26 protein-coding genes and 3 tRNA genes are annotated in these 25494 nt (G+C 60.4%); 18 read left to right on the top strand and 11 right to left on the bottom strand.

What is annotated here, in order from left to right; all coding sequences use genetic code 11:
• Positions 1–14: 14 nt before the first annotated feature.
• From V6617_RS11090 to V6617_RS11070, 5 genes are read left to right on the top strand one after another with little or no spacing between them, the layout of a single operon-like run.
• The gene (locus V6617_RS11090) at positions 15–1064 is read left to right on the top strand and encodes an iron chelate uptake ABC transporter family permease subunit (protein WP_338607035.1); all 1050 of its coding nucleotides are present in this window, start codon (positions 15–17) and stop codon (positions 1062–1064) included.
• Positions 1061–2113: an iron-enterobactin ABC transporter permease gene (gene fepG, locus V6617_RS11085; RefSeq protein WP_338607034.1), complete on the top strand. Its 1053-nt coding sequence runs from the start codon at positions 1061–1063 to the stop codon at positions 2111–2113. The genes V6617_RS11090 and fepG overlap by 4 nt, the downstream gene beginning before the upstream one ends.
• Positions 2114–2127: 14 nt before the next feature.
• Entirely contained in the window at positions 2128–2976 is an 849-nt protein-coding gene (locus V6617_RS11080) for an ABC transporter ATP-binding protein (protein WP_338607033.1), read from the top strand.
• 7 nt (positions 2977–2983) lie between these two features.
• The gene (locus V6617_RS11075) at positions 2984–3943 is read left to right on the top strand and encodes an iron-siderophore ABC transporter substrate-binding protein (RefSeq protein ID WP_338607032.1); all 960 of its coding nucleotides are present in this window, start codon (positions 2984–2986) and stop codon (positions 3941–3943) included.
• A 22-nt stretch (positions 3944–3965) separates the two neighbouring features.
• Entirely contained in the window at positions 3966–4916 is a 951-nt protein-coding gene (locus V6617_RS11070; RefSeq protein ID WP_338607031.1) for an ABC transporter substrate-binding protein, read from the top strand.
• 30 nt (positions 4917–4946) lie between these two features.
• On the opposite strand, the gene V6617_RS11065 is transcribed toward V6617_RS11070, so the two are convergent.
• The 8 genes from V6617_RS11065 to V6617_RS11030 form a co-directional block, all read right to left on the bottom strand.
• The gene (locus V6617_RS11065; protein ID WP_338607030.1) at positions 4947–5699 is read right to left on the bottom strand and encodes an SDR family NAD(P)-dependent oxidoreductase; all 753 of its coding nucleotides are present in this window, start codon (positions 5697–5699) and stop codon (positions 4947–4949) included.
• A 66-nt stretch (positions 5700–5765) separates the two neighbouring features.
• The gene (locus V6617_RS11060) at positions 5766–7157 is read right to left on the bottom strand and encodes a dipeptidase (RefSeq protein ID WP_338607029.1); all 1392 of its coding nucleotides are present in this window, start codon (positions 7155–7157) and stop codon (positions 5766–5768) included.
• 82 nt (positions 7158–7239) lie between these two features.
• A complete protein-coding gene (locus V6617_RS11055) occupies positions 7240–7473 on the bottom strand; it encodes a hypothetical protein (RefSeq protein ID WP_338607028.1) in 234 nt (77 codons plus the stop codon).
• 126 nt (positions 7474–7599) lie between these two features.
• Positions 7600–8577, bottom strand: a complete 978-nt coding sequence (locus V6617_RS11050; protein WP_338607027.1) for a DUF2806 domain-containing protein — start codon at positions 8575–8577, stop codon at positions 7600–7602.
• Between the two features lie 225 nt (positions 8578–8802).
• Positions 8803–8877: transfer RNA gene (locus tag V6617_RS11045), tRNA-Glu, on the bottom strand.
• 132 nt (positions 8878–9009) lie between these two features.
• Positions 9010–9085 (bottom strand) — tRNA-Glu (locus tag V6617_RS11040).
• A 95-nt stretch (positions 9086–9180) separates the two neighbouring features.
• Positions 9181–9645: a YcbK family protein gene (locus tag V6617_RS11035; RefSeq protein WP_338607026.1), complete on the bottom strand. Its 465-nt coding sequence runs from the start codon at positions 9643–9645 to the stop codon at positions 9181–9183.
• Positions 9646–9754: 109 nt separating this feature from the next.
• A complete protein-coding gene (locus tag V6617_RS11030) occupies positions 9755–10171 on the bottom strand; it encodes a VOC family protein (RefSeq protein ID WP_338607025.1) in 417 nt (138 codons plus the stop codon).
• A gap of 233 nt (positions 10172–10404) precedes the next feature.
• Between V6617_RS11030 and V6617_RS11025 the strand changes: the two genes are divergently transcribed.
• Positions 10405–11031 carry a cold-shock protein gene (locus V6617_RS11025; protein ID WP_338607024.1) on the top strand — a complete coding sequence of 209 codons (627 nt, stop codon included), beginning with the start codon at positions 10405–10407 and terminating at the stop codon, positions 11029–11031.
• 159 nt (positions 11032–11190) lie between these two features.
• On the top strand, positions 11191–11661 hold the full coding sequence (locus V6617_RS11020; protein ID WP_338607023.1) for a DUF192 domain-containing protein: 471 nt from the start codon (positions 11191–11193) through the stop codon (positions 11659–11661).
• A 24-nt stretch (positions 11662–11685) separates the two neighbouring features.
• On the opposite strand, the gene V6617_RS11015 is transcribed toward V6617_RS11020, so the two are convergent.
• Positions 11686–12120, bottom strand: coding sequence for a universal stress protein (locus tag V6617_RS11015; protein WP_338607022.1), 435 nt, complete (start codon positions 12118–12120; stop codon positions 11686–11688).
• Between the two features lie 138 nt (positions 12121–12258).
• A tRNA-Arg gene (locus V6617_RS11010) sits at positions 12259–12335 on the bottom strand.
• A 337-nt stretch (positions 12336–12672) separates the two neighbouring features.
• Between V6617_RS11010 and V6617_RS11005 the strand changes: the two genes are divergently transcribed.
• From V6617_RS11005 to V6617_RS10965, 9 genes are all read left to right on the top strand, one after another.
• Positions 12673–13962: a DEAD/DEAH box helicase gene (locus V6617_RS11005; protein WP_338607021.1), complete on the top strand. Its 1290-nt coding sequence runs from the start codon at positions 12673–12675 to the stop codon at positions 13960–13962.
• A 318-nt stretch (positions 13963–14280) separates the two neighbouring features.
• Positions 14281–15522 (top strand): ABC transporter substrate-binding protein, encoded by a 1242-nt coding sequence (locus V6617_RS11000; protein ID WP_338607020.1) that lies wholly within the window; start codon positions 14281–14283, stop codon positions 15520–15522.
• Positions 15523–15711: 189 nt separating this feature from the next.
• The gene (locus tag V6617_RS10995) at positions 15712–16539 is read left to right on the top strand and encodes a sugar ABC transporter permease (RefSeq protein ID WP_338610689.1); all 828 of its coding nucleotides are present in this window, start codon (positions 15712–15714) and stop codon (positions 16537–16539) included.
• Complete coding sequence (locus tag V6617_RS10990) at positions 16536–17480, top strand: carbohydrate ABC transporter permease (RefSeq protein WP_338607019.1); 945 nt, start codon at positions 16536–16538, stop codon at positions 17478–17480. Before V6617_RS10995 ends, V6617_RS10990 begins: the two co-directional genes overlap by 4 nt.
• A gap of 5 nt (positions 17481–17485) precedes the next feature.
• Positions 17486–18568, top strand: a complete 1083-nt coding sequence (locus V6617_RS10985; protein ID WP_338607018.1) for an ABC transporter ATP-binding protein — start codon at positions 17486–17488, stop codon at positions 18566–18568.
• Between the two features lie 10 nt (positions 18569–18578).
• Positions 18579–19325 carry a sugar phosphate isomerase/epimerase gene (locus V6617_RS10980; protein WP_338607017.1) on the top strand — a complete coding sequence of 249 codons (747 nt, stop codon included), beginning with the start codon at positions 18579–18581 and terminating at the stop codon, positions 19323–19325.
• Between the two features lie 9 nt (positions 19326–19334).
• Positions 19335–20471, top strand: a complete 1137-nt coding sequence (locus V6617_RS10975) for a Gfo/Idh/MocA family oxidoreductase (protein ID WP_338607016.1) — start codon at positions 19335–19337, stop codon at positions 20469–20471.
• 204 nt (positions 20472–20675) lie between these two features.
• The gene (locus V6617_RS10970; protein WP_338607015.1) at positions 20676–21731 is read left to right on the top strand and encodes a sugar phosphate isomerase/epimerase; all 1056 of its coding nucleotides are present in this window, start codon (positions 20676–20678) and stop codon (positions 21729–21731) included.
• A 93-nt stretch (positions 21732–21824) separates the two neighbouring features.
• The gene (locus V6617_RS10965) at positions 21825–22970 is read left to right on the top strand and encodes a Gfo/Idh/MocA family oxidoreductase (protein WP_338607014.1); all 1146 of its coding nucleotides are present in this window, start codon (positions 21825–21827) and stop codon (positions 22968–22970) included.
• A 57-nt stretch (positions 22971–23027) separates the two neighbouring features.
• On the opposite strand, the gene V6617_RS10960 is transcribed toward V6617_RS10965, so the two are convergent.
• On the bottom strand, positions 23028–23819 hold the full coding sequence (locus V6617_RS10960) for a DUF4394 domain-containing protein (RefSeq protein WP_338607013.1): 792 nt from the start codon (positions 23817–23819) through the stop codon (positions 23028–23030).
• Positions 23820–24007: 188 nt separating this feature from the next.
• Between V6617_RS10960 and V6617_RS10955 the strand changes: the two genes are divergently transcribed.
• On the top strand, positions 24008–24559 hold the full coding sequence (locus tag V6617_RS10955; RefSeq protein WP_338607012.1) for a sigma-70 family RNA polymerase sigma factor: 552 nt from the start codon (positions 24008–24010) through the stop codon (positions 24557–24559).
• Positions 24556–25263: an anti-sigma factor gene (locus tag V6617_RS10950; protein ID WP_338607011.1), complete on the top strand. Its 708-nt coding sequence runs from the start codon at positions 24556–24558 to the stop codon at positions 25261–25263. The genes V6617_RS10955 and V6617_RS10950 overlap by 4 nt, the downstream gene beginning before the upstream one ends.
• Positions 25264–25494: the final 231 nt, after the last annotated feature.

Raw genomic sequence — 25494 nt, 5'->3', positions numbered from 1 at the left:
GAGCGATTGGCCACGTGACTGCTATTGCCGAACAAGCTCAGGCTGCACGCCGGCCCGGCGTCGCCGCAAACAATGCCCGGCGCTTTTTGGGGCTGATGATCTGCCTTGCAGTGCTGCTCGTGGCGGTGCTCGCCAGTATCGCCGTCGGCTCCCGCGACATCCCTGTGCCCACTGTCATCGATGCGCTGTTCGCCTATGACGATTCCAACGACCACGCCATCGTCCGGACCCTGCGCCTGCCGCGCACGATGCTCGGGCTCTTGATCGGCGCAGCGCTTGGAACGTCCGGTGCGCTCATTCAGGCTCTGACCCGCAATCCCCTGGCCGATCCGGGCATTCTCGGCGTCAATGCGGGCGCGAGCTTTTTCGTTTTGATCGCCGTGGGCTATCTCGGCATGACCTCACTGCAGTCTTACATCTGGTTCGCCTTTCTCGGCGCCATCATCACCACGGTTATGGTCTATGTCGTGGGCTCATCGGGGCGCAACGGGGCCACCCCGGTCACGCTGACCCTTGCCGGCGTCGCCATCGGGGCGATCCTCGGTGGTGTGTCCACGGCCCTCACGCTCCTCAACCCCACGGCATTCGATCGCATGCGTTTCTGGGCTGCCGGTGCGCTGAGCGGCGGCACCTATGAGGCGGTGACGACAGTGGCGCCCTTCCTCATTGTCGGCCTGCTGCTGGCCGCCCTGATGGCCCGTCCGCTCAATGCGGTCGCGCTGGGCGACGACCTGGCAAAATCGCTGGGCGCCAACATCGTGCGCGTTCGCACGGTGGTCGTGATCGCGGTCACACTGCTTGCCGGCGGTGCGACCGCTGCCGTCGGCCCCATAGGGTTTGTGGGCCTGATGGTACCGCACGTCGCGCGCTGGATCGTAGGGCCCGACCAACGCTGGATCATGGCCTATACCGTTGTTCTGGCGCCGGTGCTGCTTTTGATCTCCGACATCATCGGGCGCATTGTCATGCGGCCCGGCGAAATCCAGGTTGCCATCGTCACCGCCTTCATCGGCGCGCCGGTGCTGATCCTTCTGGCCCGCAGGCGCAAGGTAAGCGGACTATGAGCGCCATCGATTTCGGCCGGCCCACGAAAATTCTGCGCCTGTTCGATGGCCGGGTCACCATGCGGCTCGATATGCGCGTCATGGCGCTGGTCGCCATCATGTTCGCAGCCGCCCTCGGTGTTACCTTGCTGGCGCTGGCGAGTGGTGAATATCCCGTCGCGCTGCCCGATGTCATCGCGGCGCTGATCGGGCAGGCCGATGGCCGAATCCACATGGTGGTCGTCGAATGGCGCCTGCCGCGCTCCCTGCTGGCGGTCATCCTTGGCGCCGCCCTGGGGATGAGCGGCGCCGTGTTCCAGTCGCTCACCCGCAATCCGCTCGGCAGTCCCGACGTGATCGGCTTCAATTCGGGCGCCTACACTGGCGCGCTGATCGCCATCATCGTCTTTTCGGGCAATTATTATCAGATCGCAGGCGGAGCTTTGCTCGGTGGCGTGCTGACCGCGCTCGCCGTCTATGCGCTGGCCTGGCGGCGCGGCGTGCAGGGCTTCCGGCTCATCATCGTCGGCATCGGCATGAGCGCCATGCTCTCCTCGCTCAACACATGGCTGATGCTGCGCGCCAAGCTCGAGGTGGCGATGGCCGCGGCCGTATGGGGCGCTGGCTCTCTCAACGGGCTCGGCCTGGACAAGCTCTGGCCGACGCTCGTGGTGCTCGGCGTTCTGATGCCGCTGGTGCTGATCCTGGGACGTCCCATGAAACAGCTCGAAATGGGCGACGACGCAGCGCGCGCCCTCGGTATTCGCGCCGAGCCTGTGCGGCTGGCCCTGCTGGTTCTCGGGGTGGCGCTGACGGCGACCGCGACCGCCGTGGCCGGACCGATTTCGTTTGTTGCGCTGGCCGCCCCGCAGATCGCCCGCCGGGTGACCGGAGCCGCCGGGGTGGCGCTGCTTCCGTCTGCGGCAATGGGCGCGCTGCTGCTCGCTGTAGCGGATTTTCTGGCACAGCGCGTCTTTGCGCCAACCCAGCTGCCGGTGGGCGTGGTCACCGTCTCCATCGGGGGGCTGTATTTCGTCTGGCTGCTGATGCGGGAAGCCAGGCGGCAATGACAGGGGATTTGAAAATGAACAAGCATGTCGATCCCGCCGGACCGGCCGGCATGTCGCGGCTTTCCGCGGACAAGGCGACCATCGGATACGACAACCGGGTGATCTCGCGCGAACTTTCGGTCCAGATCCCCGACGCCGGCTTTACGGTTATCGTGGGCGCCAATGCGTGCGGAAAATCGACGTTGCTGCGGGCTCTGTCGCGCCTCATCCAGCCCAGCCAGGGCCAGGTCATGCTCGACGGCAAGGCAATTTCGCACTACCCGGCCAAGGAGGTCGCCCGCCGTCTGGGCCTGCTGCCGCAGACCTCGATTGCCCCCGAGGGCATAACCGTCGCCGACCTTGTGGCGCGCGGCCGGTATCCGCATCAGAAATTCATCCGCCAATGGTCGGTGGAAGATGAAGCGGCGGTCGTGGGCGCCATGGAAGCCACAAAGATCACGCCGCTGTCACACCGGCTGGTCGACGAACTCTCGGGTGGCCAGCGCCAGCGCGTCTGGGTGGCCATGGTTCTGGCCCAGCAGACCCCGATGCTGCTGCTCGACGAGCCGACCACCTATCTCGACATTGCCCACCAGATCGAGCTGCTCGAGCTGTTGAGCGCGCTCAACGCGCGCGACGGCCACACCGTTGTCGCCGTCCTGCACGATCTCAACCATGCCTGCCGCTATGCAAGCCACATCATCGCGATGCGGGACGGCCAGATTCTCGCCGAAGGCGCTCCGGCCGAGATCATCACCGCAGACCTTGTCGAAGAGGCCTTCGGACTGCCCTGCATCATCATCGAAGATCCATTGGCCAAAACGCCCATGGTCATTCCCCGCGGTTCGATTCCTCACGCCGAACCCCAACCGGCTCAAACATGAGGACATCATGAGACATATCGCCTTGGCAGCGGCATCCGCCGCCGCACTCGTTGCCATGCCTGCCACCGGACAGGATGCCTTTCCCGTAACCCTCGATCATTTCTATGGCGAGACGGTCATCGACGCCGAAGCCGAACGCATCGTCACGCTCAGCTGGATGGCTCAGGATACAGTCCTGGCGCTGGGTGAGGTTCCGATCGCCATCCAGAGCCAGACATGGGGCGGCGATGAAAACGGCTATCTGCCTTGGGTAAAGGAAGCGGTGGAGGATCTGGGCGCGGACCTTCCCCTGGCCCTCGACACGGCCAACGGCCTGCCGTTCGAACAGATTCTCGAACTTGAGCCCGATCTGATCCTGGCCCCCTATAGCGGTTTGAGCCAGGACGACTATGACCGCCTCTCCGCCATCGCACCAACCGTCGCCTTCAAGGAAGCACCCTGGACCGGCAGCTGGCAGTATGTGGTCGAAACTGTCGGGGCTGCCATGGGGCGGAGCGAGGAGGCCGCCGGACTTGTCGCGAGCACTCAGGACGGCATCGCTCGGTATGCGGCGGACAATCCCCAGTTTGCCGGCCGCACCTTTGCCTTTGGCGGCGGTTCGGACGCGGGCAATGTGGGGTTCTATATCCCTTCGGACCCCCGCGTGCATTTGATGGAGGACCTGGGGCTGGTACCGGCAGAGGCGCTAAACGATCTGCCGACCGACAATTATGTCCAGCAGGTCAGCTTCGAGCAGCTCGACACCGTCGACGCTGAAATTTTCATTGCCTGGTACTCCAGCCAGGACGATCTCGACACCCTCATGGCAAACCCGCTTTTTGCGCGCTGGAAGCCCATTGCCAACGACCGTTTCGTTCCGCTGATCGATCGGGCCTTCGTCATGGCGCTGTCGGCTCCCTCGCCGCTGTCGATCCCCTGGATGATGGACCGTTTCGTGCCGATGCTCGCCGAGACCCTCGAACAGTAACCCAAGCATAAGGGAGCGTTTCATGAAACGCCTGACGATCACATCTGCCCTTGCCGTCCTCATGGCGGCAACGGCATCCATGGCCATGGCTCAGGACTGGAGCTTCACCGACGGCGCGGGAAACACGGTTACCCTCGACAACCCGCCCGAACGGATCGTGGCCTTCTCGTCCTCGGCAGCCGGGCTGATGCAGTTCGGGGTGAACCCGGTCGGAATTTTCATCGACGAGAGCGCCTCGGGGAAAAGCTATGCCGAGTTCGACCTGTCGGGGATCGAAGTCATTCGCACGGCCTGGAACGAACTGCAGCCCGAGAGCCTCCTGGCCCTGGACCCCAACCTGATCGTTACCGAATACTGGCCGCGCACCCAATCATACAGCGGGGGTGACCAGATGAGTCCGCAAGGCCAATTTTCCGGCGTTGCGCCCATCATCGGCATTGAACAGGGCGCTTCCATTCTCGGTTTGATCGAGGCTTATGGCGAACTCGCCGAGGCGCTCGGGGCCGATCTGGATGCACCCGAAATCGCCAGCCAGCGCGAAGCTTTCGAGCAGGCTCGTACCGAACTGACCGCTGCGGCAAGCGAGAAGCCCGGGCTCCAGGTCATGGCCGCCTATGCGAGCGACGAGAGCCTGATGGTAGCGGCTCCCGCCGGGGCGGCCGAATTGCAGGATTTCACCAACTGGGGGCTCGATGTCGTCGTGCCGGACGCTCCCGAAGGGGAATACTGGGGCATCCTGAGCTGGGAAAACGCCGACACCTATCCTGCCGATGTTTTGCTCCTGGATGACCGCAGCGGAGATGACGTCCGCACTGCTGTTGAAAATCAGCCGCTTGCGGAAATCATCGACGCCGTGCGGGCCGGTCAGGTTGGCGATTGGCCAGCCTGGTGGATCCGGACCTACGGCTCCTATGCGGCTGAGCTCGAGGAACTGACCGCACTGATCGAGCGCTCCGAAGTGGTGACCCAATAAGGAAACGGGCGGCCATTGCGCCGCCCGTTCTCATTTCGACGGCTGCGAAATCAGCCGCGACATCAGGGCAAAAAACACCGGGTAGGGCAACAGCCGGATCGTCTTCAGGATCAGGACGAACGGCAGGGGGAATGCAATCTCGAATTTTTTCGAGTTGAGCAGGCCATCGGCTATCCGCTTGCCCGCATCGTCGGCTTCCATGAGAAACGGCATCGGAAAATCGTTCTTGGCCGTGAGGTCGGTCTTGACGAAGCCCGGGCAGATAACCCGCACCGATATATTGTCGGCCGCAAGCTCTGTCCGCATGGTCTCGGCCAGCGTAATCATTGCCGATTTTCCCGACGAGTAGGCCGCCGAGCGCGGTAGCCCGAAATAGCCCGCGACCGAGGCCACCAGCGCGATCTCGCCAAACCCCTGCTTGCGCATCTGAGCGACGACCGGGTCGATGATCCGCATGGCGCCCAACAGGTTTGTGTCTATGATTTTGGCGTAGCTCTCGTAATCGTACCGCCCCGGCTCGGTAACCTCCCAGGCAGCGACTGAAAACACAACGAGATCGATCTTGCCCAATTCCTCGGCGATGCTTGCGAGGGTGGTCTTGACCGCATCGAAATCGGTCACGTCGAGCGGGTAGGGGCGCGCGCCATGGCTGACCGACAGCGCATTGAGCGGCTGTTCGCGTCGTCCCGAAATGGCGACGGTCCAACCGCGCTGGCAAAGCTGTTTCACCGTCTCGGCGCCGATTCCCGAACCACCGCCAAGCACCCATGCAACCTTAGCCATCGCTTGCCCTTTCGATCGATCTGACAATCAGTACGAAACGGGTTCGCTCTGGATCAGGTTGCGCCGTTATTTCGACAGCGCGTCGAGCACCCGAACCCAGGACCGGATTCCCTTGTGGTAGCTCTCGAGATTGTACTTTTCATTGGGCGAGTGGATACGGTCGTCGGTCTGGGCATACCCGATCAGCAGCGAATCCATGCCCAGCTTGCGCTTGAAATCGCCCACGATCGGTATGGAGCCGCCCGAACCCGCAATAGCGGCCTCACGGCCCCACTCGTCGGTCAGCGCCCCGAGCGCCTTTTGCAGCATGGCGCCGTCCGAAGGCACCACCGATGCCGGGCTCGCACCATGTTCGTGGAAGGTCACAGTGCAATCTGCCGGCACCCGCGCTTCGACATGGGCGCGAAAGGCCTTGCGGATCTTGTGCGGGTCCTGATTGCCCACCAGCCGGAACGATATCTTGGCTCCCGCCTTGGCCGGGATCACCGTCTTGAACCCATCGCCCGTATAGCCGCCCCACATACCGTTGATCTCGCAGGTCGGGCGTGAGGTGATCTGTTCGAGCACTGAGCGGTTTTTCTCGCCGGCGGGCTCGGAAAGGCCCACAGCGCTCAGATAGGCCTTTTCGTCGAACGGCAGCCGCTTCCACTGCTCGGCCACCTCGGCGGGAAGTTCGGGCACGTCGTCGTAAAAGCCCTCGACGGCAACCGAGCCATCGGGATTGCGCAGCGAGGCGATGATTTCGGCCAGCACCTGATTGGGATTGCGCGCCGCGTTGCCATACATGCCCGAATGCAGGTCGCGGCTCGCCGCCTGGATCTCGACCTGGTCGGCCATCAACCCGCGCAGCATGGTGATGATCGAGGGCGTTTCCTCGTCCCACATGTCCGTGTCGCAAACCAGCGCAATGTCGGCCTTGAGTTCGGCAGCGTTCTCCTTGAGAAAACCGTCCAGCGACGGCGATCCGGATTCTTCTTCCCCCTCGAGCAATACGGTAACGCCAACCGGCAGCGTTCCGCGCACCGCCTTATAGGCCCGGCAGGCCTCGATGAAAGTCATCAACTGGCCCTTGTCGTCGGACGCGCCGCGGGCAAGGATCACCTTGCGCCCGTTCTCCTCGCCAATTTTCGGCTCGAACGGCTCGCTGGTCCAGAGTTCGATCGGATCGACCGGCTGGACGTCGTAATGGCCGTAGAAAAGGACATTCGGCCCGACATCGCTGCGCTGATGACCCACCACCATCGGATGGCCGGGGGTAGGGCGCACGGCAGAATCGAAATCGAGACCTTGCAGTTCATTGGTCAGCCACTCGGCTGCCTTGTGGCATTCTCCGGCATAGGCAGGGTCGGTGGAAATCGAGGCAATCCGCAAAAGCGTGAACAGCCGCTCGAGGCTCTGGTCGACATTGGCATCGACATGGGAAAGCACGGCATCGAGCGGAGCGTTGGCATCGGTCATTGCGGAAAGGCCCGTCATTGAGTTGGAAGTGCCGCGACCTTATCAGCCGAGTCGGTCCAGTAAAGAAATTTTACCGGCGTGCTCACTCAAGAAGTTCAGCGGGCAACACCCCTGTTTTGAACAGGACCAGCGGCTCGTCATAGCAGTCGGTTTCGATATCGACTTCCTGGGAAAAGGCCACCACACCGGCCTTTGTCGGAGCAATCCGCTCCGCCGTTGCAATGGCACTTTCGGCGGTCTTTGCCTTTTGCAGTGGATCGGAAACGAGCTTGCGTCCGCGTTGCTGGAACGACTGGATCAGGAACGTCGTGGTCATGGTGCCTCACTGGTTAGAGTACACCATATCACCTGCCAGGGCCGTTCGGTGGTTTGTTTCAGGTGGACAGACAAGGCAAGCCAATCGACCAGGTGAAGGCTCTGTTTCGGCGGGGCCGTTTGCGTTCTAGGTATGAAGCAGCTTGAGTTTCATTTTTTTTTCAGAGAACTCCTTTATCTTCTCTATATATTCCGGTGGCGGAGCCCCCCTTTCCACGACTTGCGAAATTTCGCTGCCAACCTTCGTTAGCAATAAACCTGGTAGCTTGATTTGACGCCCATTGTTTGGCTCGGCCAATGGCTGCCACCGGACAAACGAACTGCCTATGAAGCCAGGCACTAAAGTGAATAGAGCCTCTCCAACCTCTCGGTGGGTGTTGAGCTCTGGGGATAGGAAGCCGCACTGCTGCAGCAGTGATAACTTGTCGTAGGACAAACCAAACGGACGTAAACCGTTCGACCCTGGAACTAGGTCCGCACTAATCAGTTGCGGAGTGAGCGACCCTACGGTCGTAGTGAACGCCATTGACATGAATATGGCGATCAGTTTCGCATCCTCAGAACTTAGTGTAACCAATGCCTTCAGTGTCGCTGGTGAATAGCTCCCCGGCCTGAGTATTTCTCCGGAAAGAATGCGCGCGAAAGTGTGCTTCATTCGATCCGACGAAAAGCCTTTTGCAGCATTCTCAAATTGATAGAGCCAATCATCCTCAATATCACCTTTCTGGAAGTCCGACTCTTTGCGACCTCCAAGGTTCTCTGCTGCAATGTCAGCGATTTCTTCAAGATTTTCTTGCTCGCGCACCAAGCGTTCGGCTTCTCGTTGGAATATCCTTTCCATCGTCGGATCGGAGTTCTTTATGCCAGCCGCAAGGCGTTCAGCAACCGCAGCAGTTATGGTGTCGCGCCCCTTGTTCTCGCGTAATTTCTGCGAAAGTCCATCAGAAACCCTTGAAGCAATGCCCGTAAGTTTTCCTATCGTCCTCACAACCCGCGCCGCGTTTTGCGGATTGATGGAAGCGAGCCATCCTGACTTCCTTTCCTCTTGCCTAGCTACTGGCTCGGGCAAATTGCTTTGGCCAGATCCTTCGTCGTCTCTAGACATGCCTACCCCCAAACCCGCGGTAGAGCCACACTCGTCGTGATCCAGACTGAAGTTGCGAAAAAAAATCTTAGCATCTGACAGTCCCCATCTTGAATGCATCGATCATGTTCGGCCGGGCAGGGGAGGGCAAGACGAATCCGCCGCTGTTTCGCGGCTGTCCAAAGGTGATATATTTGACGGATACTAGACAAAACGGGACGATTCCAGCTAAGTCATTGAAATGTCTGGCGCGCCCTACGGGACTCGAACCCGTGTTACCGCCGTGAGAGGGCGGCGTCCTGACCACTAGACGAAGGGCGCCTAGACACCGAACCATTCCCGCGATCAAAGAAAAGCGGAAAGGCCTCGGGGACCGTTTGTCGCCCGCATAGATAGCGTTGCGCGCCATCGGATGCAACGCAAAAACAGCCAAATCTTCTCAACGAAGAATGTTGGCGCGCCCTACGGGACTCGAACCCGTGTTTCCGCCGTGAAAGGGCGGCGTCCTAGACCGCTAGACGAAGGGCGCGGCGGGCGTCTGCGGATCACCGCGTCGGCCAGTGAGCGGGTGTATAGGGGGGGCTTTCCGATTGCGCAATACCCAAAATCGATTTTATTTCAATTTCAACAGCCGCTGAATGTGACCGGTCCACGATAGCCGCGCGGCCGGTCGCGGACGTCGAGATGAACGAAGTTCTGACCGGGGTAGCAACCCAGCCCGCCGACCAGTCCGTTGTTGCGCGCATAAGCGATGATGCGGGATTTGGGGACGCCGGGAATGTAGAAATCGGCAGCCATGCACTTGGTGTGGAACGAGGCTTCAGCGCCGCCGACCGAGGCGTTGTGCCATGGCGTGCGATAGCCCGAATTCATGACCACCTTCTTGCCGAAATGCCCTTCGACATCCCAGATCAAAAGGCGCAGCTTGGGAGAAAGACAGAAGGCATTGACGTTGGAATGGGACACATAGGTTCCCCAGTCGGACCGCAGGCCGCTATATCCCGCGCCATTTCCCGAGGCGAACATCGCCATCGGAGCGCAGGCGCCGAGCAGGCACACCATGACGATCAAACTAGACAGTAAACGCATCAAAACCACTTCCGTGTCGGGGTTGAAAGAGTCCCAGGCCACGGACACAAAAATACCGGCGGTTGCCTAACCGCCGGTCAATCAGCGTGGTTAATTTCCCGTTACGCGTTTACCACGTTCCGGTATTGGGCATCGAAGCCCATGGCTCCTGCGCATCGAGATTGCCCTCCTGGAGCAATTCGACCGAAATTCCGTCGGGGGATTTGACGAATGCCATGTGGCCGTCGCGCGGCGGACGATGGATTGTGTATCCCATGTCGGCCAGATGCTGGCAGAGCGCATAGATGTTTTCGACCCGATAGGCCAGGTGCCCGAAATTGCGGCCACCGCTATACTCTTCGGGATCCCAGTTGTAGGTCAGCTCGACCTTGGCGCCCTCGTCGCCGGGGGCGTGCAGGAAAACGAGCGTGAAGCGCCCTTTTTCATTTTCGATGCGATGGGATTCAACAAGGCCAAGCCCTTCGCCGTAAAAGCGAAGGCTTTCCTCGATGTTGGAAACGCGCACCATTGTGTGAAGATATTTCAAAGCAAGGCTCCGGCTCTGTTGTGGTCATGCCCCAGCGCCGTCGGGGCAGGGCGTAAGCGAGGCTAGCAGAAGGTGGCATCTGTGGCCAAGCGGCGGTTTGCAAGGCGCAATGGTTAATTGCTGGCAACAAATTTATGAATGGTCCTTAACTTTTTGTCTTGAATCGGCCAGACTGTGCGCAATTGTTATGAGTACCTGCGGATTTGCAGGGGCGTGTGTGGAAGGCGTTGCGCATGGGGGCGAAAAACATTTCCGGCACCGGGCCAGACTCAAGGAGTGTGGGCCACGACGATGCTCACCGCGAAGGGACTGACCAGGATCTCCAGAATCCGGCCACTGATTTCGACGTCATAGAAGTCGTCGGGACCATCAAGTGGTTCGATGCTGGCAAGGGCTTTGGCTTTATCGTGCCCGACACCGGCGGTTCTGACGTGCTGCTGCACGTGACCTGCCTGCGGCGCGACGGTTATCAGACGGCCTATGAGGGCGCGCGCATCGTGGTCGAGGCGCTCAATCGCCCCGGCGGCCTTCAGGCCTTCCGCATTGTTTCGATGGACGAATCGACAGCCCGTCATCCCGCGCAAATGCCCGCCGCGCGCACGCATGTGCAGGTCGAGCCGACCTCGAAGCTCGAACGGCTCGAAGTCAAATGGTTCAACAGGGTACGCGGCTTCGGCTTTTTGTCCGCCGGCGAGGGACACCCCGATATTTTTATTCACATGGAAACCCTGCGCCAGTTCGGCCTGACCGAATTGCGCCCCGGCCAGTTTGTGCTCGCCCGCTATGGTGATGGCCCAAAAGGCCTTATGGTTGCCGAAATTCGCCCCGATGGTTGGGGCGACGCTCCGTCTTCTCACTAGAGCGTGTCCAGCAAAAGCATGTTCTCGACGCGATCGGGGATGGAAACGGTTTTGCGGTTCGGGCACGCGACAAAACTAAGGTTTTAGGGCCGAGGATTAGTTTCGAAAAAAATCCTCAACGGCTCTAGGACGGCTTATTCCCGGCAGGTTCCAAGGCTCATGCGCGCTATCAGAAATCTCATAATGTCGGCGCTGATGCTGCTCGTCTCGCTTTCTCCGGCCCTCGCGCAGGATAGTGAGGACCTTGCGGTTATTCACTCAGGCGACCAAAGCTTCACCTTTACCGTGGAGATCGCCGACACGCCCGAGGAGACGTCGCGGGGCCTGATGTTCCGCGAGGAACTGGCGCCCGATGCCGGTATGCTGTTCGATTTCATCGATGAGCGGCCGACCAGCTTCTGGATGCAGAACACCCTTATTCCGCTCGATATGCTCTTCATCAAGGCGGACGGCGAAATCGTTCGGATCCATGAGAATGCCATCCCCATGGACACCACGCCGATCCCCTCGGGTGAGCCGGTTCGCTTCGTCCTGGAAATTCCCGGTGGCCGCTCGGCCGAACTGGGTCTGGAAGCGGGAGCGCGGCTTGAACATGCGCGCGTCCAAACCGGGCACCAAGCGGCGGAATAAGCGGTCGCCGCCTCGTCCGTTCGATCAGCGCACGACCAGAACCGGCACCGTGCTTGCCGTAAGCACCTCGGTGGTCTGGCTGCCCAGCAGCATCTTGCGAAAGCCGCGCCGGCCATGGGAGGCCATGACGATCAGATCCGCCCCTGTCTCCTGGGCGGTTTCCACGATGGCATCGGCGGGATAGCGGTTCGCGATATGTCGTGTCTCGCAATCGACGCCGCTTTCCGATGCAAACCGGGCCGCTTCCTCCAGTATGTCCTTCACCGCCGCCTGCATCGACTCATCATATTCGGCGATGGTTGCCGGCCCGGCGACGGCCAGTGCGCCTGACGCCCACATATCGGTGACGGTGACGACGGTAACCTTCGAGCCCAGTTGCTTGGCCAGCTTGAGGCCCTGATCGAGGCCTTTGGTGGACAGTTCAGAGCCATCGGTTGCGATAAGAATGTGCTTATACATAACGCGTCTCCTTGTTGCTGAAACAACGCGAACCGAGCTCGATCCGTTGCGTCCTGATGTGGTGCGACCCGACGGGCCGGGCAAGATGGTACCACCACTATTTTCGACATCCGGTGCCGTGGCGCGCAGAGAGGCGAGTGGCGACCCCGACAGGATTCGAACCTGTGACCAATAGCTTAGAAGGCTACTGCTCTATCCAGCTGAGCTACGGGGCCGTCCTGTGCCGTCTAGCTCAAATCGTGCCGCTTGTCAGCCTGTGACATCGTCGGCGCTTGACTTTGCCCGCTCAAGCGCCGATATGGAGACCCATGCTAGGTGCTGCCGCGTGAGCAGCCATCGCGTCCCCGCTTCGGGTGACCCCTTGAACCGGCATGTTTTTCCAAGTTCCCAGATCACGCGGGGTTCTGACAGGTCCGACGCTCGGTGCGCAATGTGGCGCGTGGGTTTGGATGGATCTGCAACCGCAACGGCAGACGCGCAGCTTTAAAAGTTGGCGCGGCAAAACCGTATAGTGTCCGGCGCGCAAATGGTGCTGCCGGAAAAGGACATAATTTGACTCAGTTTCAGGCCCTCGGCCTCGACGACCATCTTCTTAAAGCCATCGCAGGGCTCGGCTTTTCCGATCCGACGCCCATCCAGGAACGCGCAATACCGCTCGTTCTGGAAGGCCGCGATATCATGGGCCTTGCCCAGACCGGCACCGGCAAGACCGCAGCCTTCGGTCTCCCCATCATTCAGCAGCTTCTGGCCAAGACCGGAAAGCCCGATCCCAAAACCTGCAAGGCCCTGATCCTGGCGCCGACCCGTGAACTGGTGAACCAGATCGCTGTCAATCTGCGCGCCTTCACCAAGGGCTCGCCCATCAAGGTCAATTCCGTCGTCGGCGGCATGTCCATCGGAACCCAGATCAAGGCGCTGGCGCTGGGCAGCGACATCGTCGTCGCAACGCCCGGCCGGCTGCTCGATCTCGTCAAGCGTCAGGCGCTTCGTCTCGATTCGGCTCGCCATCTCGTCCTCGACGAAGCCGACCAGATGCTCGATCTGGGCTTCATTCATGCGCTGCGCGAAATTTCGCGCCTTGTCGGTCAGCCGCGTCAGACGCTTCTGTTCTCGGCGACCATGCCCAAGCAGATGAACGAAATCGCCGCCGTCTATCTCAAGGACCCGGTCCGCGTTCAGGTGACCACCCCGGGCAAGACCGCCGACAAGGTGAACCAGAGCGCTCATTTCGTTGAGCCGGGTGCCAAGCTTTCGCTGCTCAAGCAATTGCTTTCGGCAGACAAGGATGCGCTTTCGCTGGTTTTTGCCCGCACCAAGCACGGTGCCGAAAAGCTCTCGAAAACTCTGGCTGCGGCCGGCTTTGCCTCGGGCTCGATCCACGGCAACAAGAGCCAGGGCCAGCGTGATCGCACGCTCAAATCGTTCCGCGGCGGAGAAATCCGTGTGCTGGTGGCGACCGACGTCGCCGCGCGCGGCATCGACATTCCCGGTGTCAGCCACGTCTATAATTACGAGCTGCCCCAGGTCGCCGAAAACTACGTCCATCGCATCGGCCGTACGGCCCGCGCCGGCGCCGAGGGCGAGGCGGTGGCTCTGGTGTCGGGTGAAGAATACGGCCTGCTGCTGGATATCGAGCGCCTGACCGGACTTTCGATCTCGACCGCAGGCGGCGAACGTCCGCTGCGCAAAACGGCAGCTCCGGCCAAAAAGCGCACGCAGGGCCGTAACGGCAAGCCCCAGTCCAAGGGGCAGGGTGCACCCAAGCCCTTCGACCCCGCGAAAGCCGCGACCCAGCGCAACCGCAACAAGCAGCGCAACAAGCGCGCGCGCCAGGCAGCGTAAGCACGACAAAATACGACCAATGATGAAAAAGGCAGTCGCTTCGGCGGCTGCCTTTTTTGCTGCGGCCAGCTGGCAATCTTATGCGAAACGCCGCCGATCCGGGCGATTTTCCACATATGCGACTTTGGTATTACGCCCCCTTGACATCGATTACATTATGGAATGTGATGTCTGTAATCGATTGCAACCCGCGCAGCCTGTGCATTTGTAATCGATTACATCTCCGTGTCGCGGAGGCCGTGTGTTGAGGAGCCACGGTACGGTTGATGGAGGAGGGGCGAGACAATCGCCTTGAGGAAACCCTGGGAGGATTACCCGATGAAGAATTTCACAGTGGCCGCATCCATTGCGGTCGCCCTGATGTCGACGACCGCCGTATCGGCGGCCGAACTTGAAGTTACCCATTGGTGGACGTCCGCTGGTGAAGCGGCATCGATCGCCGAGTTTGCGCGCATTTTCGAGGAAGAAACCGGCCACACCTGGGTCGACAGCGCACTGGGTGGTTCGGGAACCGGTGCCAACCCCGTTATTCTCAGCCGCATCATTGGTGGCGACCCCATGGGTGCAACCCAGCTCAACACCGGTCGCGAAGCCGAGGAGCTGATCGCGGCTGGCCTGATGCGCGATTTGACCGACATCGCGGACGAAGTCGGGCTGCGGGAGTTTTTCGTGGATGAAACGCTGCTCGAGCCGTGCACCTACGAGGGCCGCATCTACTGCTTCCCGATCAACATTCACTCCTGGGACTGGCTGTGGCTTTCCACGGCTGCCTACGAAGAGATCGGCCAGCCCGTTCCGACCAATTGGAACGAGTATGTGGAGAGCTGGCCAGCCCTCGAGGAAGCTGGAATTCTGCCATTCGGCCTCGGTACCGGTTGGCCGATCGATGGTGTCCCCGGTGTGCTGATGGCCGGTATTGGCGGGACGGATCTGGTTCTCGCAATCAATCGCGACAAGAATGCTGACGCCGTTCGTGGCCCGGAATTCCGGGAAGTTGCTGAAGCGCTCGACAATCTGCGTAGCGTGATCTCGGCCGATACGATGGTCCCGACATTCGGCGACGTGGGCAACCAGCTGCTTGCTGGCGAAGCTGCCGGCAACATCCATGGTGACTGGCTGCAGGGCGATCTGCAGATTGCCGGCGGTGTTCCTGGTGAAGACTATGAGTGCATTCCCGGCCTCGGTCTGAACGACCAGCTGTCGGGTGGTGGCGACTCCTTCTACTTCCCTGTCCTGCCTGAAGGCACTGACCCTGAAGTGATCGAGGCACAGACCGAACTTGCGCGGATCATCGTGTCCCAGGAGGCCCAGCTTGCCTTCAACCTCAAGAAGGGTTCGATGCCGATCCGTACGGATATCGACCTGAGCCAGGCCAATGCCTGCATGACCAAGGCCATCGAATTGCTCGACAATGGTTTGCTGCCCTCCGGTGAAGCCACGTTGACCAGCGATACAATGGCTCAGCTCAACGACCTGACCAAAGAGTTCATCGACAACGACTCGATCACCGTCGATGACTACATCGAGCGCTATGCCAGCCTGATCGAGAGTGCGGACTAAGCTGAAGTTCTCTTCATAGTCTGAGCCTGCGGCCGGTCGGACAAGGACCGGCCGCAGACCTCGCATCGGAGGCATATCGTTTTGACTGATACAACGGCAAATACATCCCCTGGCGAGGGCTCAGGCCCTCTGCGCCGACTGCTTCGGGCGCTCACGCGCAATATCCCCGCGAAAATCGCCGCGACGCCCATGGTCGTGACTGTGCTGGTCGTGTTCGTGGGCTGCACGGCCTGGACGATCTGGTACTCGTTCACCGCATCACGGCTACTGCCAAACAACACGTTTGTCGGGCTGGAACAATATCAGCGTCTTTTCGCGACGTCGCGGTGGAACATTTCCATTCGCAACTTGCTGATCTATGGCAGTTTCTCGCTGGTTTTTACCATGGTGATCGGCTTTCTGCTGGCGGTTCTGATGGACCAGAAAATCCGCTTCGAGAGCGCCTTCCGCACCATCATGCTCTACCCCTTTGCCCTCTCGTTCATTGTGACGGGCCTGGTCTGGCAGTGGATCATGAACCCCACGCTCGGCCTGCAGGGCACCATGCGCAATCTGGGGTGGGAAAGTTTCCGGTTCGACTGGATCGCGCAATCCGACATGGTGATCTATGCGCTCCTGATCGCAGGTCTGTGGCAGGGAACAGGGTTTGTCATGATCCTGATGCTCGCCGGTCTGCGCGGCATCGACGAAGAAATCTGGAAGGCGTCGCGCGTCGACGGCATTCCGACCTGGAAAACCTACCTCTTCGTTGTCTTGCCGATGATGCGCGGCGTTATGGTCACGGCGGTCGTGATTATCGGATCGGGTATCGTGCGCCTTTATGATCTTGTGGTGGCGCTCACCAAAGGTGGCCCCGGTATCGCATCGGAAGTCCCTGCCAAATACGTCTATGACTACATGTTCACAGCGGGCAACATCGGCCAGGGCCTCGCCGCATCGACCATGATGCTTTTGACCGTCATGATCATCATCATTCCATGGGCCTATCTCGAATTCGGCGGGGGGAAGAAATCATGAGCAATCCAGCCGCGCTTTCCGGCACTGTTGCGACGGACGCCGTCGGGCGTCAGCTCGATACCTCAGCGCCCCATGGCCCGCGACCCAAGCCGTTTTTCACGCCCCGCCGGATCATAATGTATTCGATCCTGTTCGTTGCGTGTCTCTACTACCTTTTTCCGCTCTACGTCATGATCATGACCTCGTTCAAGACGATGCCGGAAATCCGGTTCGGCAATATTTTCGCGCCACCGCTGGAGTTTTCCGGCGATGGATGGGTGAAGGCCTGGTCCACGGCGTGTACGGGGCTGACCTGCCAAGGGCTTAGCCCTGGCTTCTGGAACTCTGTGAAAATCCTGATCCCCAGCGTGATCATTTCAACGAGCGTTGCAGCCGTGAATGGATATGCGCTGGTAAACTGGAAGTTCAAAGGCTCCGAAATATTCTTTGCCATCCTGATCTTTGGGTCGTTCATCCCTTATCAGGTGATGCTCTATCCCCTGGTCATGATCACGCGCGATCTCGGCATATTCGGAACGATACCGGCAGTCGTGCTTGTTCACACCGTATTCGGGATGCCCATCCTGACCCTGCTGTTCCGCAACTATTTCGCCTCGCTACCGGTGGAGTTGTTCAAGGCAGCCCGCGTCGACGGGGCAGGGTTCTGGCGGATATTTTTCGAGATCATGCTGCCCATGAGTCTTCCCATCATCGTGGTGGCCCTGATCCTGCAGGTGACCGGCATCTGGAACGACTTCCTGTTCGGCGTTGTCTTCGCGGGAACGCAGAATTACCCCATGACGGTGCAGCTCAACAATATCGTCAATTCGGCGCAGGGCAGCCCCGAATACAACGTCAACATGGCGGCCACGATGCTTACGGGCCTGGTGCCGCTGATCGTCTATTTCGTCTCCGGCAGATTGTTCGTGCGAGGCGTTGCCGCTGGTGCGGTGAAAGGATGAGTGCAATGCAACAAAGCGTATCGATCAGGGATCTCTCCCTCAGTTTCGGGGCCGTCAAGGTGCTTGAGCGTATGGACCTCGACGTCCAGCAGGGAGAATTTCTTGTACTGCTCGGCCCGTCGGGCTGCGGAAAATCAACCCTGCTCAACTGCATTGCCGGTCTGCTCGACGTCAGTGGCGGACAGATTTTCATCTCCGGCAAGAACGTTACCTGGGACGAGCCCAAGGACCGCGGCATCGGCATGGTGTTTCAGTCCTATGCGCTCTACCCGCAGATGACGGTGAAAAAAAACCTCACATTCGGCCTTCGGGTTGCCGGCCACAAGAAAGACGATATCGAGCGTCGCGTGGCCCGTGCTGCCGAAATGCTCCAGATCGAGCCGCTGCTCGAGCGCAAGCCGGCCAACCTTTCGGGCGGCCAGCGCCAGCGCGTGGCCATCGGGCGGGCCCTGGTGCGCGATGTGGATGTGTTCCTGTTCGACGAGCCGTTGTCCAATCTCGACGCCAAGCTGCGCTCGGACCTGCGCGTGGAAATCAAGCGCCTGCACCAGCGGCTTGAAAACACCATGATCTACGTCACCCACGACCAGATCGAGGCCATGACGCTGGCCGATCGCATCGCCATCATGCGCGACGGAATTATCCAGCAGCTCGACACGCCGCACGCGATCTACAACAATCCGGTCAACCTGTTCGTCGCCGGATTTATCGGCTCACCCTCGATGAATTTCATCAACGGCGAATTGAGCGGCAAGACCTTCAACGCCGATGGCGCGCCTTTGAACATGGACAGCTACGGCTTTGCCGCGGGCAACGAAAATCTCAAGACCAAGGCCATATTGGGGGTTCGTCCCGAACACGTCGTCGTGGGCGAAGCCGCTACCACCCAGCCCGTCAATTTCGACTCCGAAATCGAGATCGTCGAGCCCATGGGGTCCGACACCATCGCGTGGGCCAAGCTCGGAAAGCACGAATTTACCTTCCGGGCCGATAGCGAACTCAATCTCAAAATGGGACAAAAGATAAAGCTTGGCTTTGATCCGGCGCGGGCGTCGATCTTCAATGCCGAAAACGGCGACCGAATTTAGGGAGTATCCAGTGACCGATTTTTCGTTTCAGCTCTACAGCGCGCGCAATTTTCCCCCGTTCAGCGACGTTTTCGCGCTGCTTTCACGTCTTGGCTACGCCAGCGTTGAAGGGTTTGGCGCGCTCTATACCGATCCGACCGGGCTGCGCCGCGACCTCGACGCCAGCGGGTTGACCATGCCAACCGGTCATATCGGGCTCGACCAGTTGCGCGACAAGCCCAAAGCCACCGAACTCGCCCAAACGCTGGGCCTGGAGACCATCTTCTGCCCGTTCATCGGACAGGAATATTGGAAACAGTCCGACGAGAAGTGGACCGAACTGGCCCGCGAACTCGGCGAACTCGCCAAATATTACCGCGACCAGGGTTTTGGTTTCGGCTGGCACAACCACCATTTCGAATTCTGGCCGCTCGACAGCGGACGCACGCCCATGGAAATCCTGCTCACCGAAGCGCCCGAACTCGATTGGGAAATGGATGTGGCCTGGGTGGTGCGCGGCGAGGACGATCCCAAGAGCTGGATTGACAAATATGCCGATCGCATCGTCGCCGTCCACTTAAAGGACATTGCGCCCGAGGGTGAGGCCGCCGATGAGGATGGCTGGGCCGATCTCGGCCATGGCACCGTGCCGTGGAAGGGCCTGTTTGCCGATCTCAAAGCCAAGTCCAAGGCGAAATACTTCGTCATGGAACACGACAATCCCAATGATCTCGAACGCTTTGCCGCGCGCTCCATTGCGACGGCAAAAGCTCTCTAGGACCAGAAAATGAGCAAGACATACGGCGTCGGTATTCTGGGTGCCGGCAATATTTCAGCGGCCTATCTCAAGCTCGCGCCCCTGTTCAAGGGCATCGAGGTGAGGGCGGTTGCAGACATAATTCCCGAGGCTGCAAAGGCGCGCGCCGATGAGTTCAACGTCGCGGCCCAGACGCCCGATCAACTCATGGCCAATTCCGAACTCGACGTTATCGTCAATCTGACGATTCCCGATGTGCACTACACAATATCGAAAGAGATCGTCTCGGCCGGCAAGCACGCCTATTCCGAAAAGCCTCTGGTCCTTTCCCTCGAGGAAGGCGAGGATTTGCGCAAAGCTGCACAGAAGGCCGGAAAGCAGATCGGCTGCGCGCCGGACACGTTCCTCGGCGGTGCCCATCAGCAGGCCCGCGCCCTGATCGATGAAGGGGCCATTGGCCGGGTGACGTCGGGGACATGCCACGTCATGAGCTTCGGCCTTGAGCACTGGCACCCCAATCCCGACTTCTTCTTCAAGCCGGGCGCGGGGCCGATCCTCGATATCGGACCCTATTACGTCGCCAATCTCATCAATCTGATCGGACCAGTCAAACGGGTGACGGCCTTTTCGTCGACCCCGCGCGAGCGCCGCGAAATCACCAGCGAGCCGCGCAAGGGCCAGTACGTTACCGTCGAAACACCGACGACCATTCACGCCGTGCTCGAATTTCACAATGGCGCGCTCGTAACGCTTGGAGCGTCCTGGGACGTCGAGGCGCACCAGCACTCCAACATGGAAATCTACGGCACCGACGGCTCGCTCTATGTGCCCGATCCCAATTTCTTCGGTGGCGAGCTGACCCTGGCCCGCCGCGATGGCGCGCGCGACGTCGTCGAGCCTTGGAAGCACCCGCTCGGTGTCGCCAATTGGGAGCGTCCGAATGGCCCGCCCTTCGCCAACTACCGCACCGCGGGTCTTGCCGACATGATGCTGGCCATCGACGCCGGCCGCAAACCGCGCTGTTCGCTCGAAACCACGCTGCACGGCGTCGACGTCATGACCTCGATCCTTAAGTCGGGCGAGATCGGAGAGGCTATTACGCTCACCACCACGTGTGAGCGCCCCGACGCCCTCGGACCGGTGGAGGCACAGGCGCTTCTGGTCTGACGGGAAACCGCCGGGACCTTCCTTTCACGGGCTCCTCCCGGTCGCGGCGCATGGTGGGGGGACCATGCGCCGCGATTTTTTATTGAACGCTGTGCCTTGCCTCGCTTGACTGTCCGAGCAGGGCATCTATCGTGTAAACGTTTTCACCTGACGCACGTACGTCAAAGAGCGGAAAAGCCGCTGCCAACCGAGGAGGACATTTCAATGCGCACTTTGAAGGGCCCGGCGATATTTCTCGCCCAATTCGCCGCAGACGCGGCGCCGTTCGATACGCTCGACAACATCTGCAAATGGGCTGCGAGCCTGGGCTACAAGGGCGTGCAAATCCCGACCTGGGTTTCCGGCTTCATCGACCTGCAAAAAGCAGCCGAATCAAAAGATTACTGCGACGAACTCAAGGGCATCGCCGCCAGCCACGGCGTCGAGATCACTGAACTCTCCACCCATCTGCAGGGCCAGCTGGTCGCGGTTCACCCTGCCTACGATACCGCCTTCGACGGTTTTGCCGCCCCCGAGGTCAGGGGCAATCCCAAAGCACGCCAGCAATGGGCAGTCCAGCAATTGCTCTGGGCGGCCAGGGCCTCACAGAATATGGGGCTGACCGAGCACGGCACCTTCTCGGGCGCTCTGGCCTGGCCCTATATCTACCCCTGGCCCCAGCGCCCCGCCGGGCTCGTCGAAGAAGCCTTTGACGAATTGGCCCGCCGCTGGACGCCGATCCTCGACAAGTTCGACGAGGCCGGGGTCGATCTTTGCTATGAAATCCATCCGGGTGAGGATCTGCACGATGGCATTTCTTACGAAATGTTCCTCGATCGCGTGAACAATCACCCCCGCGCCAACCTGCTCTACGATCCGAGCCACTTCGTGCTCCAGCAGCTCGATTATCTCGACTACATCGACATCTATCACGAGCGGATCAAAATGTTCCACGTCAAGGACGCCGAGTTCAACCCGACGGGCCGTCAGGGCGTTTATGGCGGGTTCCAGTCCTGGGTGGATCGGGCAGGGCGCTTCCGGTCGCTCGGCGATGGCCAGGTCGATTTTGCCGCCATCTTCTCCAAGCTGACCGCCTATGATTTCGCCGGCTGGGCCGTGCTCGAATGGGAATGCGCCCTCAAGCATCCCGAGGACGGCGCGCGCGAAGGCGCCGAATTCATCGCCAGCCACATCATCCGCGTCACCGAAAAAGCCTTCGATGATTTCGCCGGTGCTGGTACCGATCGTGCAGCCAACCGCAAGATGCTCGGTCTCGACTAGAGGCTTCCGGCAAAAGCATGTCCTGGACCTGATCGCGGATGGACACCACTTTTGCGGTTCGGAAGCGCGACCGAAAAGATTAGGAGAATTTCAATGGCAGAAAACGGAAAACGCCCCATCCGCCTCGGCATGGTGGGCGGCGGCACGGGGGCCTTCATCGGCTATGTCCACCGTATCGCTTCACGTATCGATGGCGATTATCAACTGGTCGCCGGTGCGCTGTCCTCGCGCGCTGAAGTCGCCCGGGAAAGCGGCAAAAATCTCGGGCTGGCCGAGGATCGAATCTATACCGATTTCGCCGAGATGGCCCGCGCCGAAGCCGCGCGCGAGGACGGCATCGAGGCGGTCGCCATCGTCACGCCCAATCACATGCACTTCGCCCCGGCCAAGGCGTTTCTCGAAGCCGGCATCCACGTCATCTGCGACAAGCCGCTGACCTCTTCAATCGAAGACGCCCGTGCCCTGCAGAAGGTCCAGCCGAAAAACGGTGCCAAATTCCTTCTGACCCACAACTATACCGGCTACCCGCTGATCCGTCAGGCCCGTGCGCTTGTCGAATCCGGTGCCTTGGGAAAACTCCGCGTCGTCCAGGTCGAATATCCCCAGGATTGGCTGGCCGTTGAAGCGGGAGATGACAACAAGCAGGCCGCCTGGCGCACCGATCCCTCCAAATCTGGTGCCGGCGGCGCCATCGGCGATATCGGCACCCATGCCTATAATCTCGCCCGCTACGTCACGGGCCTGAAAACCTCTGCCGTCTCGGCCGATCTCGACGCCTTCGTGCCCGGTCGCCAGCTCGATGACAACGTCCACATCATGCTGCGCTTCGATGGTGGAGCCAAAGGCATGCTCTGGGCTTCCCAGGTGGCCGTCGGATGTGAAAACGGCCTCCAGCTTCGCGTCTATGGCGAAAAGGCCGGAATCGAATGGCGGCAGGACAATCCCAATTACATGTGGTTCACCGAGTTCGGCAAACCCAAACAGCTCCTCACCCGCGGCGGCGCCATCGATGGCTCTGCCGCCGGTGCCATGGGGGTCCGCATTCCGGCCGGCCACCCGGAAGGCTATCTGGAGGCTTTCGCCACGATCTACAGCCAGTTTGCCGCAATCATCCGCGGCGATGGAGCAGAGTTTGAGGGGCTGCTTCCGACCCTCGATGACGGTGTCGAAGGCATGGAATTCATCATGGCCGCGGTCAAATCCTCAAAGGACGACAGCCGCTGGACACCGCTGGGCTGATCCAACAAAAAGGGCGGCGCACCGCGCCGCCCCAAATCATCGAGCGCTACAGCGCAATTACATGCCTTCGTGCCAGACGGCCACGTCGCGGAGCGTGACGTCGAGCCCGTCGATCATGCCAACTTCGCTCGCCGCACCCGATTCCAGATCGACCGTATAAAGGGTCATGTTGGCAACCAGATAAGCCGTGTTCATGTCGATCTCTTCGGCAAAGATATCGAAAGCGATCGCATCGGCATCGTCGATCCCCAGCATGCCGCGGGTCTCCAGCGTGCCGTCATTGGGAGCGGTCTGCTGCAGCAGCGCCAGCATCGACCATTCGATGTCATACATCGCCGTCGCTTCGGGCGAGCCGATCGAGTTGATGTAAGCGGTCGCAACCACGGTGAAATCGGCATCGGCGTTTGCGTCGCCCTCGGCAAACTGCAGGCTGCCATCGACAATGGTTTCACCCGTATCGACGTTGATGCGCAGATTGGTTCCGTCCGAACCCATGAAACGCAGGCGGTCGGCCATCGGGTTGAAATCGACCATGGCGTAGTCGCCGCCGATGGTTTCGGTGATGGTCGAAACCACGGTGGCTTCGCCGGTCGCGGGGTCGATCGTCACGATATTATAGTCGGAATCAACGCCATAGAGCATGTTGTCGGCCGGGCGCTGGTCGATGCCGAACAGGCTGTCGACGCCGGTCACTTCCATCATGCCTTCGACCATGAGCGTTTCGGTATCGAACATGACGAGCGTCTTGTCACCGGCAAGGCCGACGGCCGGCTGGGCCAGCGCGGCGCCGGTCAGCGCGAAAAAGCTGGTGCCGATAAGAGCGGCGCGGGTAAGAGTGCGATGGGACATTGCGTTTCTCCTGATTTTTCAATCTGTTTGCTCCCCGAAGTCCGCGGAGCGCGTGATGGTCACACTGGCTCTACCCGCCAGTCGCCAATCCGGATGCACCGGCGCGATGACTTTTTTGTTTTTTTGCATCTGAAGCGGTTTGTCGTGTGTAGAGTGTCCGGAAAGGTGATGCCGAGGTGTGGGGAGCGATGAACGAGCAGGGCGCGGCGGCACAGGTGAATTCATTGGTTATCGAGATTGCCAAAGGCGACAGATCCGCCCTTGAAGCCCTGTTTCGTATGGAAGCCGGGCGGCTGCTTGCCGTGGCCCGCCGCATCGTGCGCCGCTCCGATCTGGCCGAGGAAGTCGTGCAGGATGCGTTCGTGGCCATCTGGCAGCGCTCGGGCCAGTACGATCCCAAATATGGCGAGGCGCGCGGCTGGATCACCCGCATCGTGCGCAACCGGGCGCTTAACCTTTTGCGCGATGCCGGGCGCGTCGATCACGTCGATAGCCAGACCCTCGAAGCCATGGGCGACAGAACCGGCGATGCCAGCAACGCCTACGAGTTGCTGCCCGAGCGGCACGCGCTCAAAGGGTGCCTGAAACAACTCGACGCAAAAAAGCGCACGGCAATTCTCCTGTGCTACGTCACCGGCCTCACCCACGGTGAAGTCGCCGCCAAGCTCGATGCGCCACTGGGCACGGTCAAGGCCTGGATCAGGCGCGGCATGAGCGCCTTGCAGGAGTGTCTGGGATGACGGCACCATCTGAAACCAAACACATGATCGCCCAATATGTGCTGGGACTTCTCGAAGGCGAAGAGCAGGCGCGGTTTGAAGCGCGCCTCGCCAGCGAACCCGAACTGGCGCGCCAGGTCGCCGCGCTGCAGAATAATTTTGACGCCCTCGACTCAACGGTAACGCCCGAGGCTGTGTCGGCCGATCTCTGGTCAAAAATCGAATCCGCGATCGACACAGCGCCCAAGGCGCCGCCTGCGGCCAACACCAATCGCCCTTCGCGGGCCTTTAGCCTTCCGCGCTGGGCCGGCATGGCGGCCGCCATCGTTCTGTCGCTGGGGGTAGGGTATTTCGGCGGTCAGTCCCTCGGCCCGACACCTCAGGCCCCCCTCGTCGTGGCCGTTCTTGTCGGAGACGACATGGAGCCCGGCGCCATCATCGAGGCTTTCGCAGACGACAGTGTCCGCATCGTGCCGCTTGAAGCTCTTGTCGCGCCCGCCGGGTCGACCCTTGAAGTCTGGACCTTGCCTGACCCTCAGACCGGCCCGGTCTCACTGGGCACCTTCCGCGAGGCGAGCGATCTGGTGCTGGGCGGCCCCAATCTGCCCGCGCCCCAGCCCGATCAGCTCTATGAAATCACGCTCGAGCCGGCAGGCGGCTCGCCCACCGGCCGCCCGACCGGACCGATTCTGCTCAAGGGTTTTGCCCGCGCACCGGTGATTTAAGCTGCGGCGACGATTTGCGCATGGCATTCCCTGCCGCTGCAGGTCAATGCCCACTTTGGAGATATTCCAAGCGCGCCAAAGCGTGCTCTTTTCCAAATATGTTTGCGTGGCGGCCACCCAAACTCGAATTCATCCAGGCAAATCGCCACCGGTGCCGACATTGTGTCTCTCCCGAAAAGAGGAGGGTAATTCTCAGACAACTTGACGCTAACTCGGTCCATACAAGTAAAA

This window comes from Pelagibacterium nitratireducens, assembly GCF_037044555.1.
GTDB lineage: Bacteria > Pseudomonadota > Alphaproteobacteria > Rhizobiales > Devosiaceae > Pelagibacterium > Pelagibacterium nitratireducens.
Note: the sequence above shows the minus strand (reverse complement) of the source record. Positions and strands in the feature narration are given on the sequence as shown.